The sequence below is a fragment of the Sphingomonas sp. Root241 genome (assembly GCF_001428865.1).
In the GTDB taxonomy this organism is placed as follows: domain Bacteria; phylum Pseudomonadota; class Alphaproteobacteria; order Sphingomonadales; family Sphingomonadaceae; genus Sphingomonas.
Genome location: NZ_LMIV01000002.1, coordinates 722,105 through 736,991, shown reverse-complemented (window position 1 = coordinate 736,991; position 14,887 = coordinate 722,105). Strand labels below are relative to the sequence as shown.

Genomic DNA, 14,887 nt, shown 5'->3' with positions numbered 1-14,887 from the left:
CCCCCGGCTTTCGCCGGGGTCGCACCCACCCCCCGACCCCGCCCTTGCAGGGAGGGGAGTTAAAATCAAAACGCCGCGCTCACCGAGAACACGATTTGGCTACCCGCGATGCTCGACCCGTCCTTGGTCGACGAGAAATTCGGCAGCAGATAGGCCGATTCGCTCTCGCTGATATTGGTATCGGTATAAGCGACACCCAGCGTCAGTGGCGTGCCGGGGATCGCGAGGTCGGCGCCGAGCATCCAGTCCAGATATTCGCCGGTGGGCGAGAGGCTGGTGCCGTTCGGCCCTAGTCCCGGGTTGCCGTTCGAATAGCCGATATGTGCCTTGAGCGTCACTGGGGTGCCCTTCACGCCGCCTGAGAGATCGCCCCAGACATAGAGATTGTCCTCGGACTGGCCGTTGCTCTCAGGCGTCGCCGAGAAATTGCCGAGCGCTTCCTGCTTCGGCGCATAAGCCACGCCCGCCAGCGCAGTGACAGGACCGAGCGAGCCCGACAGCTTCACATAAGGCTCGGCGAAGTCGGTGTTCGAGAACCCGCCCGGATACATGTACCAGGTGAGGCCGACATCGAGCGCGGCGCCGTCGCCGAGCGGGAGTTTGTACCCCGCATAGAGGTCGAGCTCCATGTTGGCGCCGCCGAACGTGCCCCAGCCGGCGAGGTTCGACGCCCAGACGCCGCCATAGAGGCCGCTCTCATGGTTGACGGTGAGGCCGCCCTGGATCGCCATTTCCTTATCGGTCTGCGAGACCCCGCGGAAGCGATAGTCGGAAACCAGCGCGACGCTGCCCGAGACGGTGACGGCCTTGGGCGGCTCCTCTTCCTGCGCGAAGGCAGGCGTGGCCGAACCGAGCAGGATGGCGAGCGCGAGACATTTTTTCATTGGGACTCCCCCTTGGTTTAGGTGGCGGTCCCCTGCGGTCCGGATCGGGTCTGCCTCGCATCGGGCAGGCTCCGCATCCGGCGCCATACGAGGTATCGGAAGAAATCGGCCGCGTGTGTAAGGAAGTGTTGCTGCGCCGCAGCAGGGAGGAGAGGATGATGCAAATCCGCAAGGGGCTGCCGGAAGACGTGCCGCGCGCGCTCGAGATCTGGCGCACGGCGGTGGACGTCACGCACGGCTTCCTCACGCCGGAGGACCGCGCCGAGATTGATGTGATGGTGGCCGACGAGTTCCTGCCGAACGTCGAACTGTGGCTCGCGGTCGACGCCGGGGATCGACCGCTCGGCTTCCTCGTGATGGACGGCGCGATGATCGATGCGCTGTTCGTCGACCCCGCCTATCATGGCCGCGGCATCGGCACCTTGCTGCTCGATCATGCCCTCGCGCTGGCACCGGGCGCGATCGTCGATGCCAGCGAGCAGGCGAGCAATGCTTTGCCCTTTTACGAGGCGCGCGGCTTCGTCCGCACGGGCCGTTCGGAGACCGATCCGCAGGGCCGCCCTTATCCACTGGTGCATTTGCGCCACAGTGGCGCAAGCGCGGCTTCCAAATCTTCGGGTCAATGACTATATCGCCACGCTGAACCAACGATTCCCAGGAGAAATACCTATCCGTCCTCCCCAATCCCGGCGCCCTCTGGCACCGCCGCCGATGAACGGCCCGCGCTTCAATGAATTCATTCAATCGCCCAAGGTGCGGGTGATCGATCATGAGGGCGAGAATCTCGGCGTGATGTTCACGCGCGAGGCGATGGAGCAGGCCCAATCGGTCGGGCTCGACCTTGTCGAAGTGTCGCCCAACGCCGATCCCCCCGTCGCCAAGTTCCTCGACGTCGGCAAGTTCAAGTACGAGGCCCAGAAAAAGGCCAACCAGGCGCGGAAGACCCAGAAGACGCAGGAGATCAAGGAGATCAAGATGCGTCCGAACATCGACGATCATGATTATGATACGAAGATGAAGGCGATCCACAAATTCCTCGGCGAAGGCGACAAGGTGAAGATCACCCTGCGCTTCCGCGGCCGCGAGCTTTCGCATGGTCAGCTCGGCATGATCCTGCTCAAGCGCGTGCAGGACGATACGGCGGAAATCGCCAAGATCGAGAGCTACCCGCGCATGGAGGGCCGTCAGATGCTGATGGTCATCTCGCCCAAATGAGGATCGGGCGAGGGCTGTTCGCGGCCCTCGCCGCCCTGCTGCCTCTCCCCGCCGCGGCGCAGACCGCAGCTTCTTCCACTACTTCCAAGACCGATGCGCCGCTCGGCGTTCCGGCGGGTTATGCCCAGGTCTGGGCCGACGAATTCGACCGTCCGGGCGCGCCCGATCCGAAGAAATGGGCGTACGACACCAGCCGCAACAAGGAAGGCTGGTACAATGAAGAGCTCCAATATTATGCCGCCGACCGCCCGGAGAATGTCCGGGTCGAGAACGGGCATCTGATCCTCGAGGCACGCAAGGAGCGGCTGGCCGACAAGCCCGATTTCGGCGGGCAGGAGTTTGCCTCGGGCAAGCTCGTCACCAAGGGGCTGGGCGACTGGAAATACGGCTATATCGAGGTCCGCGCGAAGCTCGCCTGCGGGCGCGGGATCTGGCCGGCGATCTGGATGCTGGCGTCGGACGGCAAGGCCGGCTGGCCCGCCATGGGCGAGATCGACATCATGGAGCATGTCGGCTGGGACCCCGGCCGCGTCCACGCCACTGTCCATACCAAGGCCTATAACCATGTCGCCAAGACCCAGAAGGGCGCGGACGCGACGGTGCCCGACGCGTGCACTGCGTTCCACAATTACCAGCTCGACTGGAACGAGGACCGCATCCTGATCGGGATCGATGGCCATGCGCACATGCGCTTCGACAACGACCACAAGGGCGATCCCGCGACCTGGCCCTTCGCCAGCCCACAATATCTGATCCTCAACGTCGCCGTCGGCGGCTGGGGCGGGCAGAAGGGAATCGACGACGCAGCCTTCCCGTCGAAGATGGAAGTCGATTACGTGCGGGTCTGGCAGAAGCGATAGTGCGGCGCGCAGCTCCTACTCAGGCATCGAGACCCGGAGCCACCCTTCGTCGGCGATAGAGCGTCGGAGAAGCGCCCACCTCCTTCCTGAAGGCAGTGTTGAACAGGCTGATGGTGCCGAATCCGCACATGAACGCGATCTCGGTCACGCTCAGTTCGGTCGAGCGCAGCAGCCGCTTCGCGCGTTTCAGGCGCTGGACCCGGATATAGCGCGTCGCGCTGACGCCGAAAGCATCCCGGAACGCTTCGGAAAAGCGCGAGTGCGAAAGGCCTGCGAGGCGATAGAGCTCCTCCGCTTCGATGCGATCGCCCAGCCGCTGGTTGATATGGGCCATGACCGAGGCGAAGCGGTGCGTCTTCGCGATCCGGCCCGACACGCCGATCGCGTCACACTGCTCCGCGAAGAGCCGCGCCACGATCGACAATATGTGCGTGATCAGCCCGCGGCTGGCGATCTGCCAATTGGGCAGCTGCGGATCGGCGGTCGCATGCAATTGCCGAATGAGCGATGGCAGCTGCGGATCGGCGGGTAGCTTGTTGCATCCGAACTCGGCGGCATGGAGGAACGGCTGTATCCATAGCGAGCACTCCTCCGGATCGCCGAACAGCGACGCGCCGAAATAGGTCACCAGAGCGCCCTGATTGTGTGCGCGCGGGATGATCGGCTGGTGGATCTCGTTGGCATTGACGATGAAGACGTCGCCCGGCGCAATCGCAATCTCGGCATCCTGGATCATGTACGAGCCGTGATCCTCGGGAATATAGGCGATCTCATATTCCGGGTGGCAATGCAGGTAGCCGAATGCCGCCGACAGCGGCGCGACATGGCTCGTGCGCAGCGGAAAATGCGGGTCGTGAAAGGGAATGCGCGCACGAAACGGGTCCACGCGCGTTCCACCGCCCTGCTGGCGTCGTGGTATGGTCGCCGTCTTCATTGCGGCAAGATTGACCGGAAAATAGTGAAAGCCAATCGGAAAGCGGCGGATAGCGCGCCATCGCGCCGCCGCCGTAGCCATCGGGAGCAAAGGAGATGCTCTCATGCGGAAATTCACGAACGGCGGCCGGATGGTATGCGGCCTGGCCATCCTCCTCGCCACGGCAACAATACCGACACAGGCCCTTCCGGCAGGGCAGCGCGCCGGAGCACCGGTCGCGCTCGCGCTCGACCGCCTCGAAGTGGTGAACCGCACCGCCACCGCCGCCCGTGGCGAGATCCGACTGAACGCCGCGCCCGACACGGGACTGGCCTGGATCGCGGGCATCGCGCGCACCGAGGGTTGCCTTTCGCTGGAAGTGCGCGGGTCGAACGAGTTCGGCCGAAGCTTCGTGGGCATCGCGTTCCGCGGCACGGACAAGGACACGTACGATGTCGTCTATGTGCGCCCGTTCCGGTTCCGCTCGGAAGATCCAGCGCTGGCCGCCCATGGGCTGCAATATATGTCGATGCCGGACCATCCCTGGCCGGTGCTGCGCGAGCGCTCGCCCGGCGTCTATGAAAGCGCGATCGGCTCTGCGCCCGATCCGAACGATTGGGTGCACCTGATGGTTCGCTTTCGTGGGGGGCGGATGCAGGCGTTCGTCAACGGCGCCGCGGCGCCGCAGCTCGACCTGCCCCTGCTGACGCAGGGAACCGGCGGCCGCGCCGCGCTCTGGGTGGGCAACAATTCGAGCGGCGCCTTCCGCAACCTGCGCGACTGCAGCTGACACCGCCAGGTCGCCAACCCAAACTGGAAAGCGATCATCCTATCTGTCCGATAACACCCGCTTTGCGCCCTTGCGGAGGCATATTTTAGCGCTAACATTATCGGAATAATAATCAGGGGAGACTAGGATGACCGCCAGCTTCGATCGCCGCACGCTCCTCGTCGGTGGCCTCGCTGCCTCGGCTACCCTGACACCCTTCAGCGAGGCCTATGCCCAGCGCCGCCGCCGCGTGTCCGCCAACGACAAGGTCCAGGTGGGCCTGATCGGCTGCAAGGGCATGGGCTGGGGAAACCTCAACGCGATGCTCAAGGGGGCCGACGTCACGCCCGTCGCCCTCTGCGACGTGGACGCCAGGGTCCTTACCGAGCGCGCCGGCGAGCTGCAGAAGGCCTCCGGCCGCACGCCGCGGCTTTACGACGACTATCGCCGCATGCTGGACGACAAGTCGGTGGACGCGGTGATCATCGCCACGCCCGACCATTGGCACGCGCTCCAGCTGATCGATGCCATGTCGGCGGGCAAGGATGCCTATTGCGAAAAGCCGCTCGGCAACTCCATCGCCGAATGCCGCGCGATGGTCGCCGCCAAGCAGCGCCACGACCGCGTCGTCCAGGTCGGCCAGTGGCAGCGCAGCAACCAACATTGGGCCGACGCCATCGCCCACGTCCATGCCGGCGGTATCGGCCGGGTGCGAAAGGTCAAGGCCTGGGCCTATATGGGCTGGATGAAGAACATCGCGCCCCAGCCGGACCAGGCGGCGCCTCCCGGCGTCGACTATGACCGCTGGCTCGGTCCGGCGCGGCAGCGCGCCTTCAACCCCAACCGCTTCCACTTCAACTGGCGCTGGTATTGGGACTATGCGGGCGGCCTGATGACCGATTGGGGCGTCCACCTGATGGACATCGCTTTGCTGGGCATGAAGGCCCAGGCGCCGAACTCCGTCAGCTCGCTGGGCGGCGCGTACGGTTATCCGGGCTCGGCCATGGAGACCCCGGACACCCAGACCGCCATCTTCGACTTCGGCAACTATTCGGTGGAGTGGGAACATGCGGTCGGCATCAGTCGCGGTCCCTTCGGTGGCCATGACCATGGCGTGGCCTTTGTGGGCGAAACCGGCACCTTGGTGGTAGACCGCAGCAAATGGTGGGTCTCGCCGGAGGTGAGCGACGGCAAGGCTCTGACCCGGGAAATTCCCGTCACCAAGGCCTCGGACAACGGGCTCGATCGGCACACGGCGGATTTCATCGCCTGTGTGAAGGATCGCGCACGCACGCCCGCTTGCCCCATCGAATCGGCGGCCAACACCGCCACCGTCTGTCAGATGGGCAATGTCGCCTGGCGCACCGGCCGCAAAGTCCACTGGGACGCCCCGGCGGGCAGGTTCAAGGACGATGCCGAAGCCAATGCCCTGATCACGCCCCGCTACCGCGCACCTTACCGCCTGCCGGCATAAGCGGCGTCACCCTCACGCCTACCGCGCCAACGGCATATCCCCGGCGATCACCGCCAGCGCGCGTGCGGCGCGCCCGCGGCCGCTCTCGCCTTTCATCGGCGCGAGCGGGAAGTCCGCGGCGATACCCGCAACCTCGTCGGTCCCGTCGGCACGAAGCCGCAGGCAATTGGGAATGCGGAATCGCAGCTGCGAATGTGCCAGCACCAGCGGATCGCCCTTCGCCATGAATCCGCATCCATCTCCGCCGGTACGAGCGCCCAGCGTCCGGGCGATTCCATTGTCCTTCATCGTCGCCACGAACATCTCGGCCGCGGAGAAGGTGCGGTTGTCGGTCAGGACATAAGCGGGCCCGTTCCAGGCGCCGAAATAGGGTTCGATCGCGGCGGCCCAGGACAGCCTGCGGGCAACTTCCGGATTGCCATAAGCGCCTTTGGGCAAGTTGTTCCTGGCGCCGCCCGCAAATCCCGCCGCGAGAAGGTTGTCGCAGGCGCCGGCGTTCCACGGCCGCTGCTCGGTCCACACCCAGCCGAGGTTGCAACGCTGCTTCCCGATCTTCGCCTTTTGGGCTTCGAAGAAGCGGCGTGCCTCCCCCAGCGCCTGCGCGCCCTCGGCCGCGGTATGCGCCGCCAGTCCCTTGTCCATCGAGCGGATCTGTTCGTCGAAATATTGGGCCGATATCGGGGCGTCGACCATCAGCATCGGTGCGGACGAGACGGTACGATCGGTGAACATGCGCGGCATCCAGTCGCCGCTGTCTCCGCCGCCGCTGTTGCCGCCGATATCGACGAGCACCGCTGTCGCGCCCTGTTTGCGCAGTTGCGCCAGCGTCTCCGCAAGCGCCGCGAACCAGGCGTCACTCGCGGCATCCTCGATCGCGCCGGGAGTGAGCGGGATATTCGCCGCCCGCAGCGCCGCCCATGCGCGGATGCACACGGCCGGGAACGCGGTCGGCTCGAACTCCTGGATGCGGACGATTCCGATCCTGCCGCCATCGGGCGCCGGGACGAGGCCGCTGCGGAACGGCTCGGTCAGCCCGTCGCCCGTCATCACGAAGCCGGGCAGGCTTTCGAAGGGGAGCGTGAAGGCGATGGGGCTCGTCGCGGAATAGCCGAGGGCGGCACAGCCGCTGCCCGGGTTCTGCGGATCCAGCGGCGCATCGGCCGGCTCGGGAACGGCGGGGACAGTGTTGGCGGCCAGCCGGGGCAATGGCGACAAATGACCATCGTGAAAACCGGCGACGAAGTCGAGCAGCGCATGTTCGGCCTCGGCATCCGTGATGGCAGCGGACAGCGCGTCACGCGCCCGGCGTTCCAGCCGCGGGACATCGACACCGCTCTGCGGCGACCCCATCCAGGCCAGATTGACGTACGAGCGCTCGAGCGCCGCCTTCAACTGGCTGAAATCCTCCTGCCAGTCCGCTCGATGGAAAGCCGGTGCCGTTTCCTGGGCAGGTGCCGATTGGGGCAGCAAGCCCGAGAGAGCCGCCGCCGCCAGCGCTGCCAGTCCGCGACCCGTTCCGGATGTCGCCATGCCCGATCCCTCGTCGAATAAGCGACGTGTAGGTCACCCGGACCGGCGCGTCTTGGACGCCGCGGACGATTGTACGCTATGCACGCCGCCTGAAGGCCGCAGGCGTGCAGCCGGTCTCGGCCTTGAAGATACGCGTCAGATGCGCCTGATCATGGAAGCCACAGGCCTGCGCGATCTCGGCGATCGGCATTCGGCTTCGGGACAGGAGATCGGATGCCGTGCCGACGCGGAGCTTGCGCTGGTGGTGCCCGATGGTATGGCCGAATGCGCGCCGGAATCCGCGGGAAAGGCGTATTGGATCGCAGCCGATAGCAGCCGCGATCTCTCCCGGGCTGAGCGGCTCGCAGGCATGTGCCGCCATATACTCGCATGCTTCGCGCAGCCAGCGCGCAGGCACGTCGCGGTCCCGCGCGATCGATCGGCCGAAGATCGCCAGCAGCTCATGCCCGAGCCCCTCCACGGCCAGTGCCGAAAATTCGTCATCCACGGCCAGCTCGGCCACCATCCGTCGGCCGATCGCCGAGACGGCTTCCGAATGGACCGCCGGCGCTTCGTCGAGCCGCGCCTGCGCCGACAGGAAATCCAGCCCCGCCTGCGTTGGTGTCAGCACCAGCTTGGAAGCGCCGGATCGCCCCATGCGCTGCGAATGGGGCTCATGGGCCGGGCAAAAGGAGAGGCTCCCCCGCCTGCGTTCGTCGCGGCGCCCGCGGATCCTTTCCTCATAGGATCCCGCAACCAGGATGCAGAGGCTGGGGGCATCATGGCAGTGCTCCGCCATTGCGGCGTGCGAAGAATGCCGGCCGATGCGCAGTGACGCGAAATGCAGGTTCATACTGGGCCTCGTCACCACGGTGGTTCGAAAGACAGCGAGCAAAGGTGCGCCGCACGTGCGGTGATGACACGCCAGGCCAAGCCAACCTAGGGGCGATCCCGCCCCTTCTGATCGATCAGGACCGCCTGTTGCCATCGGCTCGGCGCCTTGTCGGTGCGGTGGATGCAGCCCACCCAGCAGCAGGGCCGCTTCTTCCCCTCCACCAGTTCCTCGCAGGTCCGCTCGATGCGACGTTGGCGGGTCGCCGGCTGTTTCGCATCGTCGACCCAGCAGATGAATTCATTCCGGCCAAGCGGCGTCAGGCTTTCCCACAAGGCAAGGATCTTGGGATCCGCCCGAACTGCTGCCTGCAGGTCGTCCCCTGCCTGGTGGACTGTGCCATGGGAGAAATTGTTTGCCACGGGACCTCCGGGTTTCGCCAACCCAACAACAGGGTCACTTCGCCTGAGTCAACCGCCAGGGAAATCTCCCGGCGTCGCGTACGCCCTCACGCCGCAGGCGGTTCCCAAAGCTCGATCGGGTTGCCCTCCGGATCGTGGATCCGCGCGAAGCGGCCGGTCCCGGGCGTGTCCCATTCGTCCTTGGTGGTGATCTCGATCCCCAGCGCGTTGAGCTGTTCGAGCAGCCCGTCGAGGTCGCGGACGCGCAGGTTGAGCATGAAGCTCTTGTCCGGCGCGAAATAATCAGTGGTCGCCTTGAACGGCGCGAACACCACCGGGCCGGGCTCGGGATACCAGAACCAGTCGCTCGACTGGCCCTGCTCGTCCTTGCCGCAGCCGCCGCCGACGCCCAGCGTCTCGCGATACCAGGTCGTCAGCGCATCGGGGTCCTGCGCGCGGAAGAAGAAACCGCCCAATCCGATCACCGGCATGTAAAACCCCTTTCGTCAGGCGGCCTGGGCGATGTCCTGCCCCGCCGCGGCCTCGAGCAGACGGCGCTCGATCGTCTTCAATCGTGCCGCGCTCTCGATCTTATCACCGATCAGATCGGTCAGGTAGAAGGTGTCGACCGCGCGCTCGCCATAGGTGGCGACATGCGCCGAATGGATCGTCACCTTCGACTGGAACAAGGCGAAGGCGAGATGGCAGAGCAGGGCCGGCCGATCGCGCGCGTTGACCTCGATCACGGTGAAGCGGTTCGACGCCTTGTTATCGATCAGCACATTGGGCTCGATCGGGAACGCATCGGCGCGCGGACGCGACAGCGGCCGGGTCTTGAGGCGCTCCTGCAGCTTCGAGCGATTGGCCAGCGAATCGGTGATGCTCGCCTTGATCCGATTGAGCCGCGCCTCCTCGTCGAACGGACGGCCGAGCGGATCCTGGACGAGGAAATTGTCGAGCGCCATGCCGTCGCGCGTGGTGTGGATGCGCGCGTCGATGATGTTGCCGCCGGCGACATGGATCGCCCCGGCGATGCGATAGAACAGCCCGGGATGGTCCGAGGCATAGACCGTCACCAGGGTCGCGCCGCGCTCTGGATAGACCTGCGCCTCGATCGAGAGCTGCTGGTCGCCCGCCGCGTCGATCTGGCGGGCGTTGCGCTCGAGCACATCGAGCGGCTCGGCGATCCAATAGGGCTCGGTCAGCCGTTTCTTGAGCGCCGCCATGCGTTCGTCGCTCCAACCGAGGATCGCCGCGAGATCCTCCTGCTTGGCGGCGACGCGTTCGCTGCGGCCCTTCTGCTTGTGGCCGAGGCGAAGGACTTCCTCGGCCGAATCGAAGAGATTGGCGAGGAGCTGGCGCTTCCAGCTGTTCCACACGCCGGGGCCCACCGCGCGGATGTCGACGATCGTCAGGATCAGCAGCATGCGCAGCCGCTCGGGGCTCTGCACATGCTCGGCGAAGTCGAGGATCGTCTTGAAGTCGCTGAGGTCGCGCTTGAACGCAGTCGCCGACATCAGCAAATGCCAGCGCACCAGCCAGGCGACGGTCTCGGTCTCGGCGGGGCTCATGCCGAGGCGCGGGCAGAGTCGCTCGGCGACTTCGGCGCCCAGCACGCTATGGTCCCCGCCCCGGCCCTTGGCGATATCGTGGAGCAGGACTGCGACGAACAAGGCGCGCCGCGACACGATCTGCTCGAAGATGCCGGTGGCGAGTGGATGGTCTTCCTTGAGTTCGCCTTTCTCGATCTGGTTGAGCAACCCGATCGCGCGGATCGAATGCTCGTCCACCGTATAATGGTGGTACATGTCGAACTGCATCTGCGCGACGACGCGGCCAAAATCCGGCACGAACCGCCCGAATACCCCCGCCTCGTTCATCCAGCGCAGCACCAGTTCGGGCGTGCGCGGCGAAGTCAGCACGTCGAGAAACAGCGCATTGGCACGCGGATCGCTGCGGACATCGTCGACCAGCCGCGCATCGCGGGCGGCGGCGCGCATCGCGGTGGGGTGGATTTCGAGGCCGTGCAGGTCGGCGAGCTGGAAGATCTCCACCAGCCGGACCGGATCCTCCTGAAAGAAATTGTCGCGGGGGATCGCCAGCCGGCTCCGCTCGAGCGTGAAGCCGTGGAGTTTCCGGGGGCTCTTGAACAGCCGCGGAAAGCCGAAGCGGCTGCCTCGCGCCGCGAATTTCTCGTCGAGATGCGCGAGGAACACCCCGGTCAGGTCGCCCACCACCTTCGCCTGAAGGAAGTAGAAGTGCATGAAGCGCTCGACCTTCGATTTGCCGGGCCGGTCGGCATAGCGCATCCGCTCGGCGATCTCGGGCTGGACGTCGAAGGTGAGGCGATCCTCGGCGCGGCCGGTGAGCGTGTGGAGCTGGCAGCGCACCGCCCAGAGGAAATTCTCGGCGCGGCGGAACTGGCGATATTCGTGGGGCGTGAGCAGCCCCGCCTCGACGAGCTCGGCAGGCTCGCGGACATTATATGCGTATTTGCCGATCCAGAAGAGCGCGTGGAGATCGCGCAGGCCGCCTTTGCCTTCCTTGACGTTGGGCTCGACGACATAGCGGCTGTCGCCCATCCGCTTGTGCCGCGCATCGCGCTCGGCGAGCTTCTGGGCGATGAAATCGCGCGCGGTATCGGCCTGGATCTCGACCTTGAAGCGCTGCGCCGCCTCGTCGTACAAAGCGGTATCGCCCCAGACATAGCGCGCCTCCAGCAAGGCGGTGCGCACCGTCACATCGGCCTTGGCCTGGCGAATCATGTCGTCGAGCGAGCGCGACGAATGCCCGACCTTCAGCTGCATGTCCCACAGCGAATAGAGCATGGATTCGATGACCTGCTCGCACCAGCCGGTGACCTTCCACGGGGTGAGGAAGCCGATGTCGATGTCCGAATGCGGCGCCATTTCGCCGCGGCCATAACCGCCCACCGCGATCAGCGTCAGCCGCTCGCCGGCGCTGGGATTATGGTTGGGGTGCAGCCGCTCGATGGTGAAATCCCAGAGCAAACGGAGCAACTGGTCGATCAAAAACGCCCCCGCCGCCGCCATCTCGTGCCCGCGCGAAGGGTGCTCCGCCAGCCGGCGGGCGATCTCCACCTGGCCGGCATCGAGCGCCGCCTTCAATTCCACGGTCGCGGCACGGCGCAACGCGGCGGGATCGCCTGCCTCGATCGCGGCAAGGCGTTCGGCAACGGCCCGCCGATCGATCAAAGCGCGGCGGTGCGGGACGGAATCGAAGCGCGAGGACATGGGGCGGAGATAGGGGAACGGTGCCGCAGATGCCACCGCTTGCGGCTTTGCGATGGACTAGAACACCTTCCTCCGTTCGCCCTGAGCTTGTCGAAGGGCCGTTCTTCTTTCTCCGATCGGTGGAGAGTGAGGAGAACGGTGCTTCGACAAGCTCAGCACGAACGGAAATTAATCGTCAGGACGCGCGTCGCGATCAGCCTACAAAGGCGCGTTCGACCACGAACGTCCCCGGCTTGGCATTCGAGCCTTCCTCGAAGCCATGGCTCTCCAGCATCGCCGAGAAATCCTTGATCATCTCGCTGCTGCCGCACAGCATCACCCGATCGGTTTCCGGATTGAGCGCGCGGTCGCCCGCGACCGGGGGTTGGAACAGCCAGCCTTCCTCGATCAATTGACCGATCCGCCCGGTGGTGCGGAAGGGTTCGCGCGTGACCGTCGGGATATAATGGAACTGCAGCAACGCCTGGTCCGCGACCAGGGGATCGCCGGCGAGCTGCGCAGTCAGCTCGTCATGATAAGCGAGGTCGCTCACCCGGCGCGTCGAGTGGACGATCACGATCTGGCCGAACGCATCATAGATGTCGGGATCGCGCGCGATGCTGAGGAACGGCGCGAGCCCGGTGCCGGTCGAGAGCATGAACAGCCGGCGGCCGGGCAGCAGCGCATCGGACACCAGCGTGCCGGTGGGCTTCCTGCCGAGATAGAGCTGGTCGCCCTCGCGGATCGTCTGGAGCCGCGAGGTCAGCGGGCCGTCGGGCACCTTGATCGAGAGGAATTCGAGCTCGTCGGACCAGGTCGGGCTGGCGATCGAGTAAGCGCGCATCAGCGGCTTGCCCTCGCCTTCGAGCCCGAGCATCACGAACTCGCCCGAGCGGAAGCGGAAGCTCGCCGGGCGTTCGATCGCGAAGCTGAACAGATGCTCGTTCCAATGCCGCACCCAGCGCACCTGGCAGGTCTGGAAAGCGGCATGCTCGGGGAGCAATTGCGGCGGGCGGGCGTGCATGTTCATCGTGAAACGGCAATCCTGGAGTCGTTGAAGTTGCGCTCAGGCCGCCATGGCCTGGGCGATGCGGGTGGCGGCGAATCGAAGGGTGCGCTGTGCGCCGGGCTTTACCAGCGCTTCGGCGATCCTGCCGACAAGGATTTCTTCATGCCTGCCAGCCGCAGCATGAAGCGACAGCAGCAGCGCCTCGTCGTCGCGCACCCGGGCGCAGCCGATCGCGCCGAATTCGAGTTGCGCATGGCCTTCGCGATCGAGCAGCATCATCGCGATGTTGAAGTCGGGCAGCATCGCGCCGAGTCCGCGCGCGGCGAAAACGGGGCCGATCGCCACGCAGGGGCAGCGCCCGCCGCGCATCGCATCCACCCATCGCCGCATCGCCCAGACGAGCAGCGCGTCGCCGCTCGCCAGTTCGGGGATCGTCCGATCGAGATACTGGTACACATCACCCCCGCCAGAGGCCGGCCCGACCGCGAGCCGATCCGGCCTCTAGCGTTATATGCGAATGATTATCAATAGCGAACTTCTAACTCCGCCCCATCGGCTGCGCCGCGAGCCGGGCCAGTTCCTCGCGCAGCGTGTCGATCTTGTCGTGCAGCGCCTCGATCTGGGTCTCGGCGCGCTGGTTGGTCTCGTAATCGAGCCGCGCCTCGAACCGGTCCTTCGCCGCCTGGCGGTTCTGGCTCATCATGATCACGGGCGCCTGCAGCGCCGCGAGCATCGACAGCATCAGGTTGAGGAAGATGAAAGGAAACGGATCGAAGGCGTGCGCCGCCAGGATCACCGTGTTGAGGATCGCCCAGGCGCCGAGGAAGACGCCGAAGCCGATGATGAAGCCCCACGAACCACCGACGGTGGCGACGCGGTCGGCCAGCTTCTGACCGAAGGTCAGCCGCTCGTCGAACAGGGCATGGGGATCGCCGCCCGCGCCGATACGGCGCAGGTCTGCGAGGAAACGGATTGCTGCATTCATGATACACCTCACTGCCGACCGGCCGCCCGGGGCCGGCGCGAGGTGACGGGATCAGCTCAGCGCGACGGCCTCAGGCGGCTCGGTCGATCGACTATGATCGTTGCTGGACATGACCCTTCTCGAGGACCGTTGCGGAAAAGGCGCGCGGCTGCGTGCCCGGGCGCGAAGTGGCAATCGCGCCGGGCAAGGTCAAATGAAAAAAGCGTCATGAAAGCCGCCCGGAGGCCGGCTCAGTCCGGCTTCTTCGCCACGCCGACCAAAGCCGGGCGCAGCAGCCGGTCCTTGATCATGTAGCCGGTCTGGATTTCCTGCACGACCGTGCCGGGCTCGGCATCGGCCGAGGGCACTTCCATCATCGCCTGGTGGCGATTGGGATCGAGCGCCTCGCCGACCGCGACGATCTTCGAGATGCCGTGGCGCGCGAACACCGACTCGATCTCGCGGCCGGTAGCCTCGAGACCCGTCACCAGTCCCTTGAGCTTCTCGTCCTCGCGCAGGTCGGCGGGGATCGCCGCGAGTGCGCGCGAGAGATTGTCGGAAACCGAGAGGATGTCGCGTGCAAAGGCAGTCGCGGCATAAGCCCGCGCGTCCTGCGCTTCCTTTTCGGCTCGGCGGCGGACATTCTGCGTCTCGGCCTGCGCATACAGCACCGCGGCGCGCGCCTCGGCGAGTTGCGCCTCCAGCTCGGCGGCGCGATCATGCTCCGCCACTTCCGGAGCCGCCTCCGCAGTCTCCTCACGAAGGTTGGTCTCCGCGTCCTGCACGTCCGCGCTCATCTTCTTATTCTCGTTCGACATGATTCC

Annotated in this window: 16 protein-coding genes; 5 read left to right on the top strand and 11 right to left on the bottom strand. The window is 65.7% G+C overall.

The genetic code is table 11. The annotated features are described in order from the left end of the window. Positions 1-65: 65 nt before the first annotated feature. Positions 66-884 (bottom strand): TorF family putative porin, encoded by an 819-nt coding sequence (locus ASE13_RS14070; protein ID WP_056616990.1) that lies wholly within the window; start codon positions 882-884, stop codon positions 66-68. A 158-nt stretch (positions 885-1,042) separates the two neighbouring features. Between ASE13_RS14070 and ASE13_RS14065 the strand changes: the two genes are divergently transcribed. From ASE13_RS14065 to ASE13_RS14055, 3 genes are all read left to right on the top strand, one after another. Further along, positions 1,043-1,510 carry an acetyltransferase gene (locus ASE13_RS14065; protein ID WP_235536985.1) on the top strand — a complete coding sequence of 156 codons (468 nt, stop codon included), beginning with the start codon at positions 1,043-1,045 and terminating at the stop codon, positions 1,508-1,510. Positions 1,511-1,595: 85 nt separating this feature from the next. Beyond that, positions 1,596-2,099, top strand: coding sequence for a translation initiation factor IF-3 (infC, locus tag ASE13_RS14060; RefSeq protein ID WP_056616984.1), 504 nt, complete (start codon positions 1,596-1,598; stop codon positions 2,097-2,099). After that, positions 2,096-2,959, top strand: coding sequence for a family 16 glycosylhydrolase (locus ASE13_RS14055; RefSeq protein WP_056616980.1), 864 nt, complete (start codon positions 2,096-2,098; stop codon positions 2,957-2,959). The genes infC and ASE13_RS14055 overlap by 4 nt, the downstream gene beginning before the upstream one ends. A gap of 19 nt (positions 2,960-2,978) precedes the next feature. Here the strand turns inward: ASE13_RS14055 and ASE13_RS14050 are convergent, their stop codons facing one another. After that, positions 2,979-3,893 carry an AraC family transcriptional regulator gene (locus tag ASE13_RS14050; RefSeq protein ID WP_162254699.1) on the bottom strand — a complete coding sequence of 305 codons (915 nt, stop codon included), beginning with the start codon at positions 3,891-3,893 and terminating at the stop codon, positions 2,979-2,981. A gap of 103 nt (positions 3,894-3,996) precedes the next feature. Between ASE13_RS14050 and ASE13_RS20060 the strand changes: the two genes are divergently transcribed. Continuing rightward, on the top strand, positions 3,997-4,662 hold the full coding sequence (locus tag ASE13_RS20060; protein WP_056616975.1) for a hypothetical protein: 666 nt from the start codon (positions 3,997-3,999) through the stop codon (positions 4,660-4,662). A 127-nt stretch (positions 4,663-4,789) separates the two neighbouring features. Then, positions 4,790-6,115, top strand: a complete 1,326-nt coding sequence (locus ASE13_RS14040) for a Gfo/Idh/MocA family protein (protein WP_056616972.1) — start codon at positions 4,790-4,792, stop codon at positions 6,113-6,115. A gap of 18 nt (positions 6,116-6,133) precedes the next feature. Here ASE13_RS14040 and ASE13_RS14035 read toward each other — a convergent pair whose 3' ends face one another. From ASE13_RS14035 to grpE, 9 genes are all read right to left on the bottom strand, one after another. Further along, a complete protein-coding gene (locus ASE13_RS14035) occupies positions 6,134-7,645 on the bottom strand; it encodes a S41 family peptidase (protein ID WP_082596800.1) in 1,512 nt (503 codons plus the stop codon). 76 nt (positions 7,646-7,721) lie between these two features. After that, entirely contained in the window at positions 7,722-8,477 is a 756-nt protein-coding gene (locus ASE13_RS19905; protein ID WP_162254698.1) for an AraC family transcriptional regulator, read from the bottom strand. Between the two features lie 86 nt (positions 8,478-8,563). Further along, the gene (locus ASE13_RS14025) at positions 8,564-8,878 is read right to left on the bottom strand and encodes a YdeI/OmpD-associated family protein (RefSeq protein ID WP_056616964.1); all 315 of its coding nucleotides are present in this window, start codon (positions 8,876-8,878) and stop codon (positions 8,564-8,566) included. 86 nt (positions 8,879-8,964) lie between these two features. Continuing rightward, positions 8,965-9,348: a VOC family protein gene (locus ASE13_RS14020; RefSeq protein WP_056616961.1), complete on the bottom strand. Its 384-nt coding sequence runs from the start codon at positions 9,346-9,348 to the stop codon at positions 8,965-8,967. Between the two features lie 15 nt (positions 9,349-9,363). Further along, positions 9,364-12,111, bottom strand: coding sequence for a [protein-PII] uridylyltransferase (locus ASE13_RS14015; RefSeq protein ID WP_056616958.1), 2,748 nt, complete (start codon positions 12,109-12,111; stop codon positions 9,364-9,366). 193 nt (positions 12,112-12,304) lie between these two features. Then, a complete protein-coding gene (locus tag ASE13_RS14010; protein ID WP_235537007.1) occupies positions 12,305-13,114 on the bottom strand; it encodes a ferredoxin--NADP reductase in 810 nt (269 codons plus the stop codon). 42 nt (positions 13,115-13,156) lie between these two features. Further along, positions 13,157-13,555: a hypothetical protein gene (locus ASE13_RS14005; RefSeq protein ID WP_056616952.1), complete on the bottom strand. Its 399-nt coding sequence runs from the start codon at positions 13,553-13,555 to the stop codon at positions 13,157-13,159. An 82-nt stretch (positions 13,556-13,637) separates the two neighbouring features. Then, on the bottom strand, positions 13,638-14,084 hold the full coding sequence (locus ASE13_RS14000; RefSeq protein WP_056616949.1) for a DUF1003 domain-containing protein: 447 nt from the start codon (positions 14,082-14,084) through the stop codon (positions 13,638-13,640). A gap of 230 nt (positions 14,085-14,314) precedes the next feature. Continuing rightward, a complete protein-coding gene (grpE, locus tag ASE13_RS13995; protein WP_056617894.1) occupies positions 14,315-14,860 on the bottom strand; it encodes a nucleotide exchange factor GrpE in 546 nt (181 codons plus the stop codon). Positions 14,861-14,887 lie beyond the last annotated feature (27 nt).

What these genes read in the sequence shown, in the direction of transcription:
- ASE13_RS14070 (WP_056616990.1), bottom strand. Translation starts at nt 884, where the DNA reads ATGAAAAAATGTCTCGCGCTCGCCATCCTGCTCGGTTCGGCCACGCCT.
- ASE13_RS14065 (WP_235536985.1), top strand. Translation starts at nt 1,043, where the DNA reads ATGCAAATCCGCAAGGGGCTGCCGGAAGACGTGCCGCGCGCGCTCGAG.
- infC (WP_056616984.1), top strand. Translation starts at nt 1,596, where the DNA reads ATGAACGGCCCGCGCTTCAATGAATTCATTCAATCGCCCAAGGTGCGG.
- ASE13_RS14055 (WP_056616980.1), top strand. Translation starts at nt 2,096, where the DNA reads ATGAGGATCGGGCGAGGGCTGTTCGCGGCCCTCGCCGCCCTGCTGCCT.
- ASE13_RS14050 (WP_162254699.1), bottom strand. Translation starts at nt 3,893, where the DNA reads ATGAAGACGGCGACCATACCACGACGCCAGCAGGGCGGTGGAACGCGC.
- ASE13_RS20060 (WP_056616975.1), top strand. Translation starts at nt 3,997, where the DNA reads ATGCGGAAATTCACGAACGGCGGCCGGATGGTATGCGGCCTGGCCATC.
- ASE13_RS14040 (WP_056616972.1), top strand. Translation starts at nt 4,790, where the DNA reads ATGACCGCCAGCTTCGATCGCCGCACGCTCCTCGTCGGTGGCCTCGCT.
- ASE13_RS14035 (WP_082596800.1), bottom strand. Translation starts at nt 7,645, where the DNA reads ATGGCGACATCCGGAACGGGTCGCGGACTGGCAGCGCTGGCGGCGGCG.
- ASE13_RS19905 (WP_162254698.1), bottom strand. Translation starts at nt 8,477, where the DNA reads ATGAACCTGCATTTCGCGTCACTGCGCATCGGCCGGCATTCTTCGCAC.
- ASE13_RS14020 (WP_056616961.1), bottom strand. Translation starts at nt 9,348, where the DNA reads ATGCCGGTGATCGGATTGGGCGGTTTCTTCTTCCGCGCGCAGGACCCC.
- ASE13_RS14015 (WP_056616958.1), bottom strand. Translation starts at nt 12,111, where the DNA reads ATGTCCTCGCGCTTCGATTCCGTCCCGCACCGCCGCGCTTTGATCGAT.
- ASE13_RS14010 (WP_235537007.1), bottom strand. Translation starts at nt 13,114, where the DNA reads ATGCACGCCCGCCCGCCGCAATTGCTCCCCGAGCATGCCGCTTTCCAG.
- ASE13_RS14000 (WP_056616949.1), bottom strand. Translation starts at nt 14,084, where the DNA reads ATGAATGCAGCAATCCGTTTCCTCGCAGACCTGCGCCGTATCGGCGCG.
- grpE (WP_056617894.1), bottom strand. Translation starts at nt 14,860, where the DNA reads ATGAGCGCGGACGTGCAGGACGCGGAGACCAACCTTCGTGAGGAGACT.